Origin of the sequence: Marseilla massiliensis, from assembly GCF_016899955.1 — a bacterium.
GTDB classification, from domain to species: domain Bacteria; phylum Bacteroidota; class Bacteroidia; order Bacteroidales; family Bacteroidaceae; genus Prevotella; species Prevotella intestinigallinarum.
This window is the reverse complement of record NZ_JACJJL010000001.1, coordinates 111,081-128,405: the sequence shown is the minus strand read 5'-3', so window position 1 is coordinate 128,405 and position 17,325 is coordinate 111,081. Positions and strand designations below refer to the sequence as shown.

The following is a 17,325-nucleotide window of genomic DNA, read 5'->3' as shown; positions in this document are numbered from 1 at the left end:
CCTGTCAGCGCGGCCTCATGGTGGTGAGCATCTGCTTGAACCTCAGTTGGGTAGGGGTGCCTTCAACCTTCAACTTGGGCGGGAAGGACGCGTCGAAGGCCGCCACGCCAGACTCGTCGAAGGCGTAGCCCGGGCTCTCGTGGTAAGTGCCGGCGCAGCCTTTCAGCGCGCCGGGCGACAGTTCGCGCAATTGCAGCGCGTCGAAAAACATGTCGTCAGCCGTGCGTATGCCGTAAGTCTCAGCGCTGACAAAGCCCCGGTGCGAGTAGTAGGCGGGGTCGCCGCACAACACCAGGGCCGGGTGCCCCTGCATGGCAGCCAAGGCAGCCGTGCGGTCGAGCAGCATCCGGCCTATGCCGCGGCGCTGCCAGTCGGGCAATACGCCCAAGGGCCCTACGGTGACCACACCAAGCGTGCGGCCCGCGTCGGTGCGTATGCTTCCAGCCGCGCAGGCTATGGCGCCCACCACCGTGTCTCCGCATACGGCCACCGTGGCCAGCCGTGGCATGTAGTCGGGGCTTTTGCGCAGGCAGTGCAGCAGGTAATGCTCGGCCGCTCCGGGCGCGTAGACATTCCAGAATGCCTCGCGCACGGTGTTTTCCGTGGCCCGGTAGTCGCTGCTGAGCTCAGTCCTTAGAGCTATCTTGCCGTTCATCGTAGGATGCCTGTGGGGTGGGGCACGTGCCGCAAACCCGCTGCCCGGGCCGTTTTCGTGCACCGGGGCATGTGGGCGGCATGGGTGTCGGCGGCCGCAGTGTGCCCTTGCCGGCAGCTGCAGCCCACCCCGTGATTAGAAGAATTTTGTTTCCTGGCCCACTATCTCGCTCAGCAGCATGTTGGCCAGGCGGCTCGTGCCGAGGCGGAACCACTGGTTGGTGAGCCATTTTTCGCCCAGGAGCTCTTTTACGATGGTGTAGTATATAAGTGCATCCATGACCGAATTGATGCCGCCAGCGGGCTTAAAACCTATCTGTATGCCCGTTTCTTCGTAGTATTCCCTGATGGCCTGGCACATCACGTAGGCTGCTTCGGGCGTGGCGGCGGGCTCGAGCTTGCCTGTCGACGTCTTTATGTAGTCGGCTCCGGCATACATCGCCAGCAGCGAGGCGCGCTTGATGTTGGCCGCCGTCTTCAGGCAGCCAGTCTCGAGAATCACTTTCATCTTCTTGTCGCCGCACACTGCCTTGAGCTCGCCTATCTCGTCGCTCACTCCCTCGTAGTCGCCGCTGAGGAACTTGCCCACTGGCATCACGATGTCAATCTCGGTTGCGCCGTCCTTGATGGCCAGCGCCGTCTCGGCAACCTTCACCTCGGGGAATGTCTGCGACGACGGGAAGCTGCCCGACACGCAGGCTATCTCTACGCCGTCTACCTCGAGCGCCTGGCTCACGGTCTCGGCAAAGCATGGATATACGCAGATGGTGGCCACGTGGGGCAGGTCGGGGTAGGCGTCGTCAAACTGGTTGACGCGCTCGGTGAAGGCCAGCACGCTTTCCTCGGAGTCGGTGGTCTTGAGCGTGGTCAGCTCGATGCTGCCCATCAGGAAGCGCTTCACCTCGGGCGTGTCGTTCTCGTGAACCTTCTCGGCGATGAGCTTTTTCACCTCTTCTTTCACCGCGTTGTCGTCGATGTCGAGGTTGTATTTGTCGAGTGCCTCTTCGTATTTGCTTTTCTTCGGGGCCTCGCCGTGGTGGCTGTGGCCGTGTTCGTTGTGTATTGAATCAGTCATTGCTTGGTCAGTTTTTCGTTGTTTTTATGCCTGTCTTTGTCTCTTTCTGTTTTCTTTGCAATGTTCTTGCGCAGCTCCTCGGTAAGGTCTACGCCCGTCTGGTTGGCCAGGCAGAGCAACACCCAGAGCACGTCGGCCATCTCGTCGCCCAGGTTGTGGGGCTCGCCGGCCTTGAAACTCTGGTCGCCGTAGGTGCGCGCAATGACGCGGGCCAGTTCGCCCACTTCCTCGGTGAGCACGGCCATGTTGGTCAGTTCCGAGAAATAGCGCACGCCGTAGGTGCGTATCCATTCGTCGACGGCCTGTTGGGCCTGTCTTATTGTCAGCTCTTCCATGTGTCGTCTCGCTTTAGCCTGTTGTCGACAGAGCTGCCGTCACTCCTTGTTCTTGGTGTCCATGCAGATGGTTACTGGCCCGTCGTTTACAAGCTCCACCTTCATATCGGCGCCAAACTCACCCGTGGCCACCGGCCGCCCCGTGGCCTCGGCCATGAGGGCGCAGAAGCGTTGGTAGAGCGGTATGGCTATGTCGTGGCCGGCGGCGCGTATCCACGAGGGGCGGTTGCCCTTTTTGTACGACGCCATGAGCGTAAACTGGCTCACCACCATCACCTCGCCGCCAGTCTCGGTTATGGGCAGGTTCATCACGCCGTCGGCATCGTCGAACACCCTCAGCGCCGCAATCTTCCTTACCAGCCACTCGGCGTCTTCCTCAGTGTCGTCGTGGCATACGCCGAGCAGCACCACGAAGCCCGGGCCTATGGCCGACTTCACCTTGCCGTCTATTGTCACCGATGCGCGGCTCACGCGCTGTATCACTGTCCTCATAATTTTGTTTGTGTGGCTTTTGCTATGCAAAGATAATGTTTTTCGGTCGAATCACAAAATATTGCCGACTGTTTTTGGTCTCTGGCCGGCCCGGTGGAGTGGAGCGTCCGTTGCGCTCATTGCGCGCAGGATAAGCAAGCGTGGCGGCATCTTTGCCGTTTGGCCCGGCAACGAGGGCCGTTCTGATGCGCGGTATGGCCTGTTTGACAGTGCAAAACGGCATGTTTCACGTGAAGCAATCGTGCGGTTCTGAGAGCGTTGCACGCAACCTATTCGTGCGGATTGTATTGGATAAAGAGTGTACTAACGTGCAACTAATTGTGTGCCAGGATGTTATGCTGACACCCGATAAACATAGGGGGCTTAAGCGTACAGGGAGTTAAGTAGTTAAGACAATTGTTTTCATATTCTTGGGAGTTCAGGAGTACAGTAGTTCAGGAGTACAGACAATAGTTTGGATATATTTTGGAGTTAAGGAGTTAGGGGAGTAAAGGAGTTAAGACAATAGCTTTTCTTGCTATACTTATGGAGTTATATGGAGTTAGAGGACAATAGCGCAGACTGCCTTCCTGCAACCATGCTCCCAAAGCACCCACGTTTCCATAACTATTGTCTTAACTCCTTTACTCCCCTAACTCCTTAACTCCTAAATATACACTAAACTATTGTCCTCTAACTCCATATAACTCCCCTGACTTCATATAACTCCAAATATAGCAAGAAAAACTATTGTCTTAACTCCTTAACTTCCTAACTTCTTAACTCCTAAAGCCCCCCTGGATTTATCCAGTGAGCCATATTATGGGCATGATGGAAGTTGCAGCTGTGCGTGAACGGCCTTGCGGCAGCGCGTGGCGGGCCTATTGCCTCGGTGTGCCTGGCGTCGTGGTGTCGGCGTCGGCGGCCGCGTCGGCAGGGTGAAAATGGGCATGCACGGCCGCCGCCTTGGCCGGGCCAACAACGGCCGCGAGCGTTGCCATGTCGGCTTCCCTGATGCGTTTCACGCTCTTCAGGCCCGCCAGCAGGGTGTCGCGCGTCTTCGGGCCTATGCCGGCAATGTCGTCGAGCTCGGAGTGCAGGGCGTGCTTTGAGCGCTTGTCGCGGTGGAAGGTGATGGCAAAGCGGTGCACCTCGTCCTGTATCTGCGTGAGCAGTCGGAACAGTTCGCTGTCCGTCTTCATGCCCACCACCACTGGCGGGAAGCCGTAGAGCAGTTCGTTGGTGCGGTGGCGGTCGTCCTTGGCCAGTCCGGCTATGGGTATGGCCAGCCGCAGCTCGTCTTCCACCACCTCGCGCACCACCTCCATCTGGCCCCGTCCGCCGTCGGTGATGATGAGGTCGGGCAGGGGTTGCTGCTCTTCGACGAGTCGCGTGTAGCGCCGGCGCACCACTTCCTTCATCGAGGCATAGTCGTCGGGGCCCGTCACCGTCTTGATGTTGTACTTTCGGTAGTCTTTTTTGCTCGGTTTCATCTTCTTGAACACCACGCATGCGGCCACGGCGTCGGTGCCCGATATGTTAGAGTTGTCGAAACACTCAATCTGGTACGGCATCTTCGGCAGGTGCAGGGCTTCCTGTATCTCCTTCATCAGCCTCACGGCCTTTTGCTCGGGGTTGAGCTTCTCGGCCTGCTTCAGGCGGTCAAACCGATACTGCTTGCAGTTCATCACCGACAGGTCGAGCAGCGTCTTCTTGTCGCCCCTCTGCGGCACGGTGAGCGTTATGCCTTCGAGCGAAAGGTCTATTTCAAACGGCAGAATTATCTCTTTCGACGTGCTGTGGTAGCGTTCGCGCATCTCGGCAATGCCCAGCGCCAGCAGCTCGTCGTCGCCCTCGTTGAGCTTTTTCTTGTATTCAAACGTGAACGACTGGTTGATGCTGCCTCCAGTGACGTGGATATAGTTGATGAAAGCCGTCTTTTCGTCGCTTGTTATCGAGAATACGTCAACGTTGTCGATGGTGTGGCTCACCACCTCGCTCTTTGCCACGAAGCCCGTGACGAGCATGTAGCGGCGCTTCACCTCCTCGGCCTCTTCAAAGCGCAGCTCGCCTGCCAGCCTCTCCATCTCGTCGCGCAGCATGCGCAGCAGCCCGCGCGTGTTGCCCTTCAGTATCTCGCGGGCCTCGGCAATGCCCCTCTGGTAGTCTTCATACGACTGTTTGCCCACGCATGGCGCCCCGCAGTTCTTTATGTGATACTCCAGGCAAACGCTGTATTTGTGGCGTTCTATGCCGTCTTTCGTTATCGGGAAATGGCATGTGCGCGGCTTGCAGAGCTTCTTTATCAGCTCCAGGATGGCGTTCATCGAGCCGATGTGCGAGTAGGGCCCGTAGTAGGTGCCCCACTTCTTGTTGATGGTGCGCGTCTTGAACACCCGTGGAAACATCTCGTTGGTGACGCAAATGCTCGGGTATGTCTTGCCGTCTTTCAGCAAAACGTTGTAGCGCGGGTTGTATTTCTTGATAAGGCTGTTTTCCAGCAGTAGCGCGTCTTCTTCGGTGTTTACCACCGTGTAGGATATGTCGTGAATCTTGCTCACCAGCACCTTCGTCTTGTAGCGGTCTACTTCGGTGTGGAAATACGACGACACGCGGCTCTTCAGGTTCTTTGCCTTGCCCACATAGATTATCGTTCCATGCTCGTCGTAATACTGGTAGCTGCCGGGCTTCTCCGGCAGTCGGCTTACTATGCTCTTCAAGTAGGCCAGTCTTTTCTCGTTTTCTTCTTTCGTCATCTGTCGTAAGTGCTTTGTTCTAAGATGTTTAGCAGGCTTTTGTTTCACGTGAAACTTATGGTCGCGCCCGGCCGCGGTGGGCGGGCGGGCGACAGGCGTGGCCCGTGGCTGGCGGCCCGTCCCGTGGGCTTGGCCCGGCCTGTGGCAGGCTTGCTTTTGCCTGTAGCCTTGTTTTCTGCCGCTGCCGGTGCCTTTGGTGCCTGTTCGGCGTTTTGCCCCCGGGTGTTGTCGTGGCGTGCTGGGCCCGGCCCTGTGCTCCCGCCTGTGACGTGCCGATGGCTATGCGGGGGCTGTCCAGCCCCTTGCCGCTTTGTCGTGTGCGTGCCTCGGTGTGTGGGGCGTGGCAGTGCGGATGCGGCTTTGTGCTGTTGCTGCACTGCCTGTCGGCTCCGGCGGGGCTTCGCGATGGGGCTTTTGCTGGTTTGTTCCAAGCCTCATGGCGCCTTGGGATAAACATGATTGCGTTTTGTTTTAAACGTCACGATGCTTTTATTTAATCTGCACCATGCTTTGGTTTAAACATCATTGGGCTTTTGTTTTGTCTGCATGATGCTTTGGTTTGTGCGGCGTGGCGGTTTTTGCCTCGTGACAAATAAAGCCCTGTTGCCCTTAGCCTGGTGGCGGTTTTGTTTGGCCTGTTTTTGCATAAGCGCTTTTGCCCGCGGCCCGTAGAGTGTTTCCACCCATTTGCCCGCGCCGTGTGGCATGTAGCCCCTTTGCGTTTCGGCATGTGGCGGAGCAGGGTGGGGCGTGGCGCCCGGCGGCGGCATCGCGCCATTTGGGCAACCTTATTATCCAAAAGCCGCCGGACAAAGGTTCTTTCGAGCCTCTTCCGGCGGTTTTTGTGTTGTCGGTCGTTTTCGTGTCACACTCTGATGAGCGTGCTTATCTCCGTCCCGGCCGGGAAGGTGCTGCGCCCGTCGAGTCCGCGGTCGTTGATTTCGATGATGAAATTGACGTAGATTTTCTTCGGCCTGAACTTCTCTACGAGGTTGAATGCGGCATGCATTGTTCCGCCGGTGGCCAGCAGGTCGTCGTGGAGCAGCACCACGTCGTCGGTCGAAATGGCGTCTTTGCTTATCTCGATGGTGTCGGTTCCGTATTCCTTCTCATAGCTTTCCTGCACCGTCTCGCCCGGCAGCTTGCCCGGTTTGCGGCAGAGCACCACTCCGGCTCCGAGCTTCATGGCGAGGGCAGAGGCCAGCACGAATCCGCGGCTTTCTATTCCTACTATCTTGGTGATGCCGTGGTCTTTGTAGATGTCGTAGAGTTCATCAACCATTATGCGCAGGCAGTCGGGGTTTCTGAACAGCGTTGTTACGTCACGGAAGATGATTCCTTCCTTCGGAAAGTCCTGAATGCACCTCAGGTTCTCCATCAGTGTTTTGTTGTTCATAATCAATGAGTTACGTATGTTTGCTTTACTTGATTGTTTCACGTGGAACTTTGTTCGCCCGGGTGCCGTCTCCGGCCGGGCGAGGGGGCTTCCGGGGCTGTGGCGTCAGCGCCCCATGAGCACCAGCATCACGTTGATGTCGCTGGGCGACACGCCCGGTATGCGGCTGGCCTGTGCCAGCGTGACGGGGTCGATGCTTTGCAGCTTCTGCCGGGCCTCGGTAGACAGCTGCTGCATCTCGGCGTAGTTGAACCGCCCTTTTATCTTTATGTCTTCAAGGCGGTGCATCTTCTCGGCCACCATCCGCTCGCGCTCTATGTATCCTTTGTATTTTATGCGAATCTCGGCGGCCTCGGCCGTCTCCTCGCGCCGGTCGGGCAGCGATTCAATCTTCTCTCTAAGCTGCGGCACTATGGCTGCCAGGGTGTCCATCGAGAGCTGCGGGCGGCCCAGCAGGTCGATGAGTTTGCAGCCTTCGCGCAGCGGGGTGGTGCCCAGGTTTTCGAGCGCCGGGTTTATTTCGAGTGGTTTCACCGATGTCTCCTTGCATAATTTCTCGATTCCTTCGATGCCCGCCTTCTTTGCCATCCAGCGGTCGTATCTCTGCCGTGTGGCCAGTCCCATGGCGTAGGCCCTCTCGGTGAGGCGGGCGTCGGCGTCGTCTTGCCGCAGCAGTATGCGGTATTCGGCCCTCGAGGTGAACATGCGGTAGGGCTCGTCGACGCCTTTGGTCACGAGGTCGTCGATGAGCACGCCGATGTAGCTTTCGTCGCGCCGCATCACGAAGGGTTCGCCCCCGCTGCATGCCAGGGCGGCGTTGACCCCGGCCACGAGGCCCTGGCCTGCGGCCTCCTCGTAGCCCGTGGTGCCGTTCACCTGCCCGGCCAAGAACAGGCCGGCCACGACCTTCGACTCAAGCGTGTGCTTGAGCTGCGTCGGGTCGAAGAAATCGTATTCTATGGCGTAGCCCGGCCGGTACACCTTCACGTCGCGCAGCGCCGGTATGTGGCGCAGCGCCTCTATCTGCGCGTCCATGGGCAGCGACGACGAGAAGCCGTTGAGGTACATCTCGTTGGTGTCGGTGCCCTCGGGCTCGAGGAAGAGCGGGTGCTGGCCCTTGTCGGGAAAGGTCACGAGCTTGGTCTCTATCGACGGGCAGTAGCGCGGCCCTATGCTCCTTATCTGGCCGTTGTAGAGCGGCGAGTCGGGCAGGGCGGCCCTGAGGGCCTCGTGCACGTCGGGGTTGGTGTAGCATGTCCAGCACGGCAGCTGCGGCAGCCTGCGCCCCGTGTCCATGAAGCTGAACCTGTGGAAGTCGGCCTCGCCCTCCTGCACCTCCATGTCCTCGAAGTGCACCGAGCGCCGGTCGATCCTCACTGGCGTGCCCGTCTTCATCCTGCCGGCGCGTATGCCGTGGCGCGTGATGCTCTCTGTGAGGTGGTGGGCCGCCGGTTCGGCTATCCTTCCGCCCTCCACCTGCCTTCGGCCGATGTGCATGAGGCCGTTGAGGAAGGTGCCAGCGGTGATGACCACGCTGCCTGCCAGCAGCTCGGCCCCCCATATCGTGCGCACGCCCCTGGCCCGTCGGCCCTCGACGATGAGCTCGGTGGCCTGGTCTTGCCATATGTCGAGGCCCGGCGTAGAGTCGAGGGCCTGCCGCCACCGCCATATGAACCGCCCCCTGTCGCACTGCGCCCTGGGGCTCCACACGGCCGGCCCCTTGCTGCGGTTGAGCATCCGGAACTGTATGGCCGTGGCGTCGGTGATGATGCCCATCTGCCCGCCGAGCGCGTCGACCTCGCGCACTATCTGCCCCTTGGCAATCCCGCCGACGGCAGGGTTGCAGCTCATCTGCGCAATCTTGTTCATGTCCATGGTCACGAGGCAGGTGCTCGCGCCCATGCGTGCGGCGGCCGAGGCGGCCTCGCATCCGGCGTGGCCGCCACCGATCACAATAACGTCGTAGTTCAGTGTCATCTCTTGCTTGCTTCGTTTGCGGGGCTGCCTGCCTGTCCCGGGTGCTCCCGGGCTGTCTGCGGCAGCGTCGACGGCATGTCGCGTGGGCGCCAACGGCCGTTGCCGGCAGGCGCTCCGTATGTCGCGAGGCCGGCTTGCCAACCCCCGTGCCTGATAAAGTACGGCGCAAAATTAAGAATAAAAATTGATTTTTTGCCCAGAAATACTTTGATTAATCATTAATTTATAGTAATTTTGCGGTCTAAAATAAGTAGATGTTTACCTATTATCAAGTAGCGGTACTCATGGGCCGACAGTGAATGGACGGCTGGCTGCGGTCATGCGGCAGGATGGAATATTTTTTATTTCTAACAGTTAAATAATTTAATTTCAATCATTTATGTGGTTAATCAATTCATCTATCGGTAGAAAGGTGGTGATGTCGGTTACCGGCGTCGCGCTTATTCTATTCCTGACATTCCACATGTCAATGAACATCGTGGCCCTCTTCTCGGGAGAAGGCTACAACATGGTTTGTGAGTTCCTGGGCGCCAACTGGTACGCTCTTGTGGCCACAGTGGCTCTGGCAGCCCTGGCCATCATCCACATCGTCTACGCCTTCATGCTGACGATGCAGAACCTCAAGGCCCGCGGAGGCGAGCGCTACGCCGTCACCACGCGCCCCGCCAAGGTTGAGTGGGCTTCGCAAAACATGCTCGTGCTGGGCATCATCGTGCTGCTCGGCCTGTTGCTCCACCTGTTCAACTTCTGGTACAACATGATGTTCGCCGAGCTCACGGGCATCAGCGTGGCACACGACCCGGCCGACGGCTTCGCCTACATCGTGGACACGTTTGCCAACCCTGTTTACGTTGTGCTCTACATCGTGTGGATTGTCGCCATCTGGTTCCACCTCTCCCACGGATTCTGGAGCGCCATGCAGACCTTCGGATGGAACGGCAAGGTGTGGTTCACCCGCTGGAAGGTCATCGGCCTCGTTTATTCCACCCTGCTCATGCTGGGATTCCTCGTCGTGGTGCTCGCGTTCGCCTTCGGCATAGCCCCCAGCCTGTGTGGCGTATGTTATTAAAATCTTAAATCATAAATCACATTCATAATTCCAAAGGTTATGGCTAAACAATTAGATTCAAGGATTCCTGAAGGCCCCGTGGCCGAGAAATGGACCAACTATAAGGCTCACCAGCGCCTGGTGAACCCCAAGAACAAGCTGAAGCTCGACGTCATCGTGGTGGGCACGGGCCTGGCCGGCGCCAGCGCAGCCGCCTCGCTCGGCGAGATGGGCTTCAACGTGCTGAACTTCTGCATACAAGACTCACCGCGCCGCGCGCACTCCATAGCTGCACAGGGAGGAATAAACGCAGCCAAGAACTACCAGAACGACGGCGACTCGGTTTACCGCCTGTTCTACGACACAGTGAAGGGCGGCGACTACCGCGCCCGCGAAGCCAACGTTTACCGCCTGGCCGAGGTGTCTAACAACATCATCGACCAGTGCGTGGCCCAGGGCGTGCCCTTCGCCCGCGAGTACGGCGGCATGCTCGCCAACCGCTCGTTCGGCGGAGCCCAGGTGTCGCGCACGTTCTACGCCAAGGGCCAGACGGGCCAGCAGCTGCTCCTCGGGGCCTACTCGGCGCTGAGCTGCCAGATACACGCCGGCCGCGTGAAGCTCTACACGCGCTATGAGATGGAAGACGTGGTGGTTGTCGACGGGCGCGCACGCGGCATCATCGCCAAGAACCTCGTCAGCGGAAAGCTCGAGCGCTTCTCGGCCAACGCCGTGGTGATAGCCACCGGAGGATACGGCAACACCTACTTCCTGTCGACAAACGCCATGGGCTGCAACTGCTCGGCAGCCATGGCATGCTACCGCAAGGGCGCATACTTCGCCAACCCGTCATACGTGCAGATACACCCCACCTGCATACCCGTGCACGGCGACAAGCAGTCGAAGCTCACGCTCATGTCAGAGTCGCTGCGCAACGACGGCCGCATCTGGGTGCCCAAGAAGATTGAAGACGCCAAGGCACTGCAGGCAGGCACCAAGAAGGGCAGCGACATCCCCGAGGAAGACCGTGACTACTACCTCGAGCGCCGCTACCCGGCATTCGGCAACCTCGTGCCCCGCGACGTGGCCAGCCGCGCAGCCAAGGAGCGCTGCGACAAGGGCTTCGGCGTGAACAACACCGGACGCGCCGTGTTCCTCGACTTCTCCGAGAGCATCGAGCGCCTGGGCATCGACGTGGTGCTGCAGCGCTACGGCAACCTCTTCGACATGTATGAGGAGATAACCGACGTCAACCCCGGAGAGCTGGCCAACGAGATCAACGGCGTGAAGTACTACAACCCGATGATGATATACCCCGCCATACACTACACCATGGGAGGCATCTGGGTGGACTACGAGCTCATGACCACCATACCGGGCCTCTTCGCCATCGGCGAGTGCAACTTCTCTGACCACGGCGCCAACCGCCTCGGTGCATCGGCCCTCATGCAGGGACTGGCCGACGGCTACTTCGTGCTGCCGTACACCATACAGAACTACCTGGCCGACCAGAAGATATGGCCGCGCCTGAGCACCGACCTGCCCGAGTTCGCAGAGGCCGAGAAGGCCGTAGGCGCCGAGATAGACCGCCTCATGGGCATCCACGGCAAGCGCTCGGTAGACTCCATACACAAGGAGCTGGGCCACATCATGTGGGAGTACGTGGGCATGGGCCGCACGGCCGAGGGCCTGAAGACCGGACTCGACAAGATAAAGAAGCTGCGCAAGGAGTTCGAAACCAACCTCTTCATACCCGGAACCAAGGAAGGGCTCAACACAGAGCTCGACAAGGCCATACACCTGCGCGACTTCATCACCATGGGCGAGCTCATCGCATACGACGCTCTGTCGCGCAACGAGTCGTGCGGAGGCCACTTCCGCGAGGAGTACCAGACCGAGGAGGGCGAGGCCAAGCGCGACGACGAGAACTACTTCTACGTGGGCTGCTGGGAGTACCAGGGCAGCGACGAGAAGGCCCCCGAGCTCATCAAGGAGCCGCTGGAGTATGAGGCAATAAAAGTACAAACGAGAAATTATAAGGACTAATAGATATGGCAAACATTTCATTCACCCTGAGATTCTGGCGCCAGAACGGCCCCAAGGCCGAGGGTCACTTCGACACACGCGAGATGAAGGACATACCCGACGACACCTCCTTCCTCGAGATGCTCGACATTCTCAACGAGCAGCTCATCGAAGAGGGCAAGGAGCCGTTCGTCTTCGACCACGACTGCCGCGAGGGTATATGCGGCATGTGCTCCCTGTACATCAACGGCCACCCGCACGGCCCCAACACAGGCGCCACGACATGCCAGCTGTACATGCGCAAGTTCCACGACGGCGACGTCATCACCGTAGAGCCGTGGCGCTCGGCGGCATTCCCCGTCATCAAGGACTGCATGGTTGACCGCTCCGCGTTCGACAAGATAATACAGGCCGGGGGATACGTCACCGTGCGCACAGGGCAGCCGCAAGACGCCAACGCCATCCTCATACCGAAGGAAGACGCCGACGAGGCCATGGACTGCGCCACGTGCATCGGCTGCGGCGCATGCGTGGCAGCATGCAAGAACGGCTCGGCAATGCTCTTCGTCAGCTCAAAGGTGAGCCAGCTCGCACTGCTGCCCCAGGGACGCCCCGAGGCCGCAAAGCGCGTAAAGGCCATGATAATGAAGATGGAGGAGCTGGGCTTCGGCAACTGCACCAACACCCGCGCATGCGAGGCCGAGTGCCCGAAGAACGAGTCGATTGCCAACATCGCCCGCCTGAACCGCGAGTTCATCAAGGCCAAGCTGGCCGACTGATTGGCTGTGTCGAGCCATAATGCAGGCAATCAATAATTTACTTTGATAATGTCTTTTTACGGCCCCGCCGAGCAGAGATGCCCAGCGGGGCTTTTCCGTGCCCTCAACCCAGGGGCGGTGACGGCAGCGTGCGCCGCCACCCTATGCCAGTCCTGTCACTGCGCCCAGGGCCCGGGGCCGTTGCCCGGGGCGGCCGGCCGCCCGGCCTGCTGCAGCAACCGGCCGTCCGCACGGCCGCAGAGGCCGTTTCCGCGCCACGTGGGGCGTTTTCTGCCGCCGCCCGGCCAATGCGCCACGCGGCCCGTTCCGCGCCGCCGTATGGCCCGTTTCAAGCCTCCCTGCGGCCCGTTTTGCACCCTTCCGCCAGTTGTCGCCTAAAAACGGTTTGCCTCTGATTGAGCGTTGTATTTGAAAAAATATTTATAAGTTTGCATGCGCTTTCAGCACCGGATGCGGAATTAGGCAAGATATGCCGTGAATGAAGACCTCTTTTCTGATGTTGTGCCCCGTATTTTCGTGGTTTGCGCCTTCGTGTCCGGGCTTTGGTTGGGATGTTTTAAAAAATGATATAAGGAATGGATAGATCAGACAATTTCATCGTGGGGCTCGGCGAGGCACTGTGGGATGTGCTTCCCGACGGCAAGAAGCTCGGCGGGGCGCCGGCCAACTTTGCTTACCACACGAGTCAGTTTGGCTTCAACTCTATGGCCGTGAGCGCCGTTGGCGACGACAGGCTGGGCGACGAGACCCTGGCCGCCCTCGACAGCCGTGGGCTTGCCTACAGCATGGCGCGCGTGCCTTATCCCACGGGTACGGTGACGGTGACGCTCGACGCCAACGGCATACCGGCATACGACATACGCGAGAACGTGGCTTGGGACAACATTCCGTTTACGCCCGAGCTGGCCGACGTGGCAGCCAACTGCCGTGCGGTGTGCTGGGGGTCGCTTGCGCAGCGAAACGTGGTGTCGCGCGAGACGATAAACCGTTTTCTCGACGCCATGCCCGACGGCGGCGGGCGGCTTAAGATATTCGATGTCAACCTGAGGCAGCACTTCTATTCTGCCGAGGTGCTGAGAGACTCTTTTCGTCGCTGCAACGTGCTGAAGATAAACGACGAGGAGCTGGTGGCCATTGGCAGGCTGTTCGGATACCCAGGCCTTGACATGCAGGGCAAGTGCAGGCTGATGCTCGGCAAGTACAATCTTGACGTGCTTGTGCTTACCTGTGGCGTCAACGGCAGCTATGTGTTTACGCCTGGGCATGTGTCGTTTCAGGCCACGCCGCGAGTTGAGGTGGTTGACACTGTGGGGGCAGGCGACTCGTTTACGGGGGCGTTCTGCGCCGCCATGCTGCGCGGCATGGCTGTGGAAGAAGCCCACAAGGTGGCTGTGGATGTATCGGCATATGTGTGCACTCAAAGCGGAGCTATGCCGAAGCTGCCGGAGAAGGTGATTGGCTGATAGGGCTGGGAGGACTGGGAGGGCTGAGAGAGCTGAGAGGGCTGGGAGAGCTGAGAGAGCTGGGAAGACTGGGAGCTCTGGGAGGGCTGGGAGCTCTGAACTGTAGAATTGTTGTGGCAGTACTCTCAGTACTCCCAGAGCTCCCAGTCTTCCCAGCTCTCTCAGCTCTCCCAGCTCTCCCTGTCTTCTTGTCACCAAAGCTTAATTATTTTAATCTTTGCTGACTATTTGTCACTGTTTGTCGTGGTTTGGCGTGTTTTTTGTCGGGTGGCACGTTAGTTGCACTTACGTTATCGGGAGTTGCGAGCAAAAGCGAGGGCTTCCAGCAGGCCGAGGGGCCGGGCCGTATGGTTGGGCTGCCGGGGCCGCTACATTAACAACAAAGGGCAAAACAAAAAATAGGAGGATTGATTATGTTACCAGTATTGAACAGAAACTCATGGATACCTGATGTGTTCAGTGATTTCTTTGACACCGACTTCATGCCGCGCACCAAGGCTACGGCACCGGCCATCAACGTGAAGGAGACCGACAAGGCTTACGTGGTTGAGGTGGCTGCGCCGGGATTGAAGAAGGAAGACTTTGAGGTCAACATCGACGATGACGGCAACCTGCACATCAAGATGGAGAGCAAGGCCGAGAAAAAGGATGAGGACAAGAAGGAGCACTACCTGCGCCGTGAGTTTGCTTACAGCAAGTATGAGCAGACGCTGCTGTTGCCCGACGACGTGGTGAAGGACAAGGTGGCTGCGCATGTCGACAATGGCGTGCTTACCATTGACCTGCCTAAATGCGAGGAGGCTGCCAAGAAGGCCTGCCGCAAGATTGAGATTGGTTGACGCCATGGCCTTTTGGCCTGGGCCAGGATGGTAAGGCGTGGTTTTCTTGACTGGGTTTTTAAGTTATATATGGTGCTTTCCCCGCTGCGGACATCGTTCCGCGGCGGGGATTTTTCATTCCAAACGGCATTCGGCCACCACTGTTCGTCCTGTTGCCGTCGACCGGTCTGTGGCTTGAAGCATGGGTGTGGCGGCGTTGGCCCATGGCTCTTTATTGTCCTTCCAGCCTAAAAAACGCGCAGTGGCTTGCCTGTTTGGTGTCATTGTGCTAACTTTGCGCCCGCTATGATGAAATATGCTTTCTCGAGGCATTATTCGCCTTTGATTTCGCTTGGGGTGCCAATTGTTGTAGGGCAGATAGGCAACATCGTGCTCGGTTTTGCCGACACGCTCATGGTGGGGCACCACAGCATGGAAGAGCTGGCGGCAGCCAGTTTTGTAAACACCATGTTCATGCTTTTCGTTATCTTTGCCATGGGCTTCTCGTACGGTCTGACGCCCTTGGTGGGCTACAGTCACGGGCGTGGCGAGACGGCGGCCATAGGTGCCACGGTGCGCGCCGGGCTTGTGGGCAGTACGCTGCTGGCGGTGCTGCTGCTTGTTGTGCTGTCGGGCCTTTACTTTGGGCTCCACCTGTTGGGCCAGCCCGACGAACTGTTGCCGCTGATGCGCCCTTATCTGCTGGTTAACATGGTTTCGCTCCCTTTTGTGTGCTGGATGAACACTTTCAAGCAGTTTTTCGATGCCGTGGGTGACACGAAGACCCCCATGGCCGTGCTTGTTGGCGGCAATGTGGTGAACATTGCAGGCAACTGGCTTCTCATATACGGTGTAGGGCCGTTCCCTGAGCTTGGGCTGCTCGGTGCCGGCATCTCGACGCTGGTATCCCGCGTGGGCATGGCCGCGGCCTTCGCCCTGCTGTTCTTTTTCTCACCGCGGTGTTCGGCCTACAGCGAGGGGTTCCGTGCGGGCGGCCTCGACAGGCATCTGTTGTGGCGTGTCAACGCCCTGGGTTGGCCTCTGGCCTTGCAGATGGGCATGGAGTCGGCTGCATTCTCGCTCTCGGCGATACTGGTGGGTTGGATAGGTACCACGGCGCTCGCCGCCCACCAGGTGATGCTCACGGTATCGCAGCTGTTCTACATGGTGTACTACGGCATGGGGGCAGCCGTGGCCGTGCGCGTGAGTTACTTCAGGGGGCAGGGCGACCTGTCGGCGGCGCGGGCCACGGCGTCGGCCGGTTTCCGCATAATCCTTGTCATTGCTTGTGTGGTGGCTGTGCCCATATTCCTGTTGCGCGGTCAGCTGAGCCTTTGGTTCACCGACAGTGGTGAGGTGTGTGCCCTGGTGGCCCAGACGGTGATACCGCTCATGGCTTATCAGTTTGGCGACGGGTTGCAGTGCACGTTTGCCAACGCCTTGCGCGGCATGGCGCATGTTAAGCCTATGATGTATATTGCCTTTTTCTCTTATTTCATTGTGTCGCTGCCGCTTGGCTGGTTTCTTGGCATAAGGCTGGGGTATGGCCTGGTGGGGGTGTGGTGGGCTTTCCCGGTGTGCCTGACGTGCGCCGGGGTGCTTTATAGGATGGCTTTTGAGAGGAGGCTGAGGGAAGGGTGAGAGTGATGGGAGAGCTGGGAGAGCTGGGAGTGCTGGGAGGACTGGGAGAGCTGGGAGAGCTGGGAGGACTGGGAGTACTGGGAGAGCTGGGAGTGCTGGCTACCTCATCATCAAAATGCAGCTTTATGGCGTTATGCCGCAAGGCAAATTCGTCTTGGCTTTTCTTTTATTGGCTTATTTGTATGGTTTTTGCGGCTTGGGCGTATTTTCTAAAGAAAAAAGCTTTGCTGTTGCTTGATTTTGGCTATATTTGCATATTGTGTCTGACAATCTTAATGTTAACGAAATCAATGTCTTATGCCGAATGCTTTCTTACCGCAGTTGGGACATTATGAGGAACTGATAGCTTACAAGAAGGCTGAGTGTATATATGATGTCACTTACTTTTTTGTAAACCACTATCTTTCCAGGGGAGACCGGACGGTTGACCAGATGTTGCAGGCTGCACGCAGCGGCAAACAGAACATTGTGGAGGGCAGTGCGGCGGCAACGGCATCGCGAGAGACTGAAATTAAGCTGTACAATGTGGCCAAGGCCAGTCTGCAGGAGTTGCTGGCCGACTATGCTGACTATCTGCGTGTGCGCAACCTTGAGCTGTGGCACAAGGAATCGCCAAAGGCTGTGCAGACGAGGAGGGTGTGCAGGGAGCACCCTGACTCGGCTTTCTACCGTGAGCGGATGGAGGGGCGCTCGCCCGGGGCTATTGCTAACATTGCCATTGTGCTCATCCACCAGGCTGACTATCTGCTGGCCAGGCTTATCGATACCGCCAAGAAACGATTCCTGGAGGAAGGGGGGATAAGGGAACAGATGACCCGGGCCCGACTGGAATACAGGAAGGGAAAGAGGGGGTGAGGAGTGCTGGGAGAGCTGGGAGCTCTGGGAGAGCT

15 protein-coding genes are annotated in these 17,325 nt (G+C 58.5%); 8 read left to right on the top strand and 7 right to left on the bottom strand.

All coding sequences use genetic code 11. From position 1 onward, the window contains the following. Positions 1-4: 4 nt before the first annotated feature. From H6B30_RS00525 to mnmG, 7 genes are all read right to left on the bottom strand, one after another. Positions 5-655: a GNAT family N-acetyltransferase gene (locus H6B30_RS00525; RefSeq protein ID WP_205106835.1), complete on the bottom strand. Its 651-nt coding sequence runs from the start codon at positions 653-655 to the stop codon at positions 5-7. 135 nt (positions 656-790) lie between these two features. Beyond that, positions 791-1,729: a deoxyribose-phosphate aldolase gene (gene deoC / locus H6B30_RS00520; RefSeq protein ID WP_205106833.1), complete on the bottom strand. Its 939-nt coding sequence runs from the start codon at positions 1,727-1,729 to the stop codon at positions 791-793. Then, positions 1,726-2,064: a nucleotide pyrophosphohydrolase gene (locus tag H6B30_RS00515; protein ID WP_439116948.1), complete on the bottom strand. Its 339-nt coding sequence runs from the start codon at positions 2,062-2,064 to the stop codon at positions 1,726-1,728. Before H6B30_RS00515 ends, deoC begins: the two co-directional genes overlap by 4 nt. 39 nt (positions 2,065-2,103) lie before the next feature. Beyond that, the gene (dtd, locus tag H6B30_RS00510) at positions 2,104-2,556 is read right to left on the bottom strand and encodes a D-aminoacyl-tRNA deacylase (RefSeq protein WP_205106831.1); all 453 of its coding nucleotides are present in this window, start codon (positions 2,554-2,556) and stop codon (positions 2,104-2,106) included. A gap of 860 nt (positions 2,557-3,416) precedes the next feature. Continuing rightward, entirely contained in the window at positions 3,417-5,291 is a 1,875-nt protein-coding gene (gene uvrC, locus H6B30_RS00505) for an excinuclease ABC subunit UvrC (RefSeq protein ID WP_205106829.1), read from the bottom strand. An 865-nt stretch (positions 5,292-6,156) separates the two neighbouring features. Next, on the bottom strand, positions 6,157-6,687 hold the full coding sequence (locus H6B30_RS00500) for an adenine phosphoribosyltransferase (protein ID WP_205106827.1): 531 nt from the start codon (positions 6,685-6,687) through the stop codon (positions 6,157-6,159). A 105-nt stretch (positions 6,688-6,792) separates the two neighbouring features. After that, positions 6,793-8,664 carry a tRNA uridine-5-carboxymethylaminomethyl(34) synthesis enzyme MnmG gene (mnmG, locus tag H6B30_RS00495; protein WP_205106825.1) on the bottom strand — a complete coding sequence of 624 codons (1,872 nt, stop codon included), beginning with the start codon at positions 8,662-8,664 and terminating at the stop codon, positions 6,793-6,795. Positions 8,665-9,043: 379 nt separating this feature from the next. Between mnmG and H6B30_RS00490 the strand changes: the two genes are divergently transcribed. The 8 genes from H6B30_RS00490 (at position 9,044) to H6B30_RS00455 (ending at position 17,290) form a co-directional block, all read left to right on the top strand. Next, a complete protein-coding gene (locus tag H6B30_RS00490; protein ID WP_205106823.1) occupies positions 9,044-9,733 on the top strand; it encodes a succinate dehydrogenase/fumarate reductase cytochrome b subunit in 690 nt (229 codons plus the stop codon). 39 nt (positions 9,734-9,772) lie between these two features. Then, a complete protein-coding gene (locus H6B30_RS00485; protein ID WP_205106821.1) occupies positions 9,773-11,755 on the top strand; it encodes a fumarate reductase/succinate dehydrogenase flavoprotein subunit in 1,983 nt (660 codons plus the stop codon). A gap of 5 nt (positions 11,756-11,760) precedes the next feature. Continuing rightward, complete coding sequence (locus H6B30_RS00480) at positions 11,761-12,513, top strand: succinate dehydrogenase/fumarate reductase iron-sulfur subunit (protein WP_205106819.1); 753 nt, start codon at positions 11,761-11,763, stop codon at positions 12,511-12,513. 575 nt (positions 12,514-13,088) lie between these two features. Next, complete coding sequence (locus H6B30_RS00475) at positions 13,089-13,976, top strand: carbohydrate kinase family protein (RefSeq protein ID WP_205106817.1); 888 nt, start codon at positions 13,089-13,091, stop codon at positions 13,974-13,976. A gap of 413 nt (positions 13,977-14,389) precedes the next feature. Further along, the gene (locus H6B30_RS00470; protein WP_205106815.1) at positions 14,390-14,815 is read left to right on the top strand and encodes an Hsp20/alpha crystallin family protein; all 426 of its coding nucleotides are present in this window, start codon (positions 14,390-14,392) and stop codon (positions 14,813-14,815) included. Positions 14,816-15,103: 288 nt separating this feature from the next. Beyond that, positions 15,104-16,435, top strand: a complete 1,332-nt coding sequence (locus H6B30_RS00465) for an MATE family efflux transporter (protein WP_205107123.1) — start codon at positions 15,104-15,106, stop codon at positions 16,433-16,435. A 5-nt stretch (positions 16,436-16,440) separates the two neighbouring features. After that, positions 16,441-16,770, top strand: a complete 330-nt coding sequence (locus tag H6B30_RS00460; RefSeq protein ID WP_205106813.1) for a hypothetical protein — start codon at positions 16,441-16,443, stop codon at positions 16,768-16,770. Then, positions 16,733-17,290: a four helix bundle suffix domain-containing protein gene (locus tag H6B30_RS00455; protein ID WP_205106811.1), complete on the top strand. Its 558-nt coding sequence runs from the start codon at positions 16,733-16,735 to the stop codon at positions 17,288-17,290. Before H6B30_RS00460 ends, H6B30_RS00455 begins: the two co-directional genes overlap by 38 nt. Positions 17,291-17,325 lie beyond the last annotated feature (35 nt).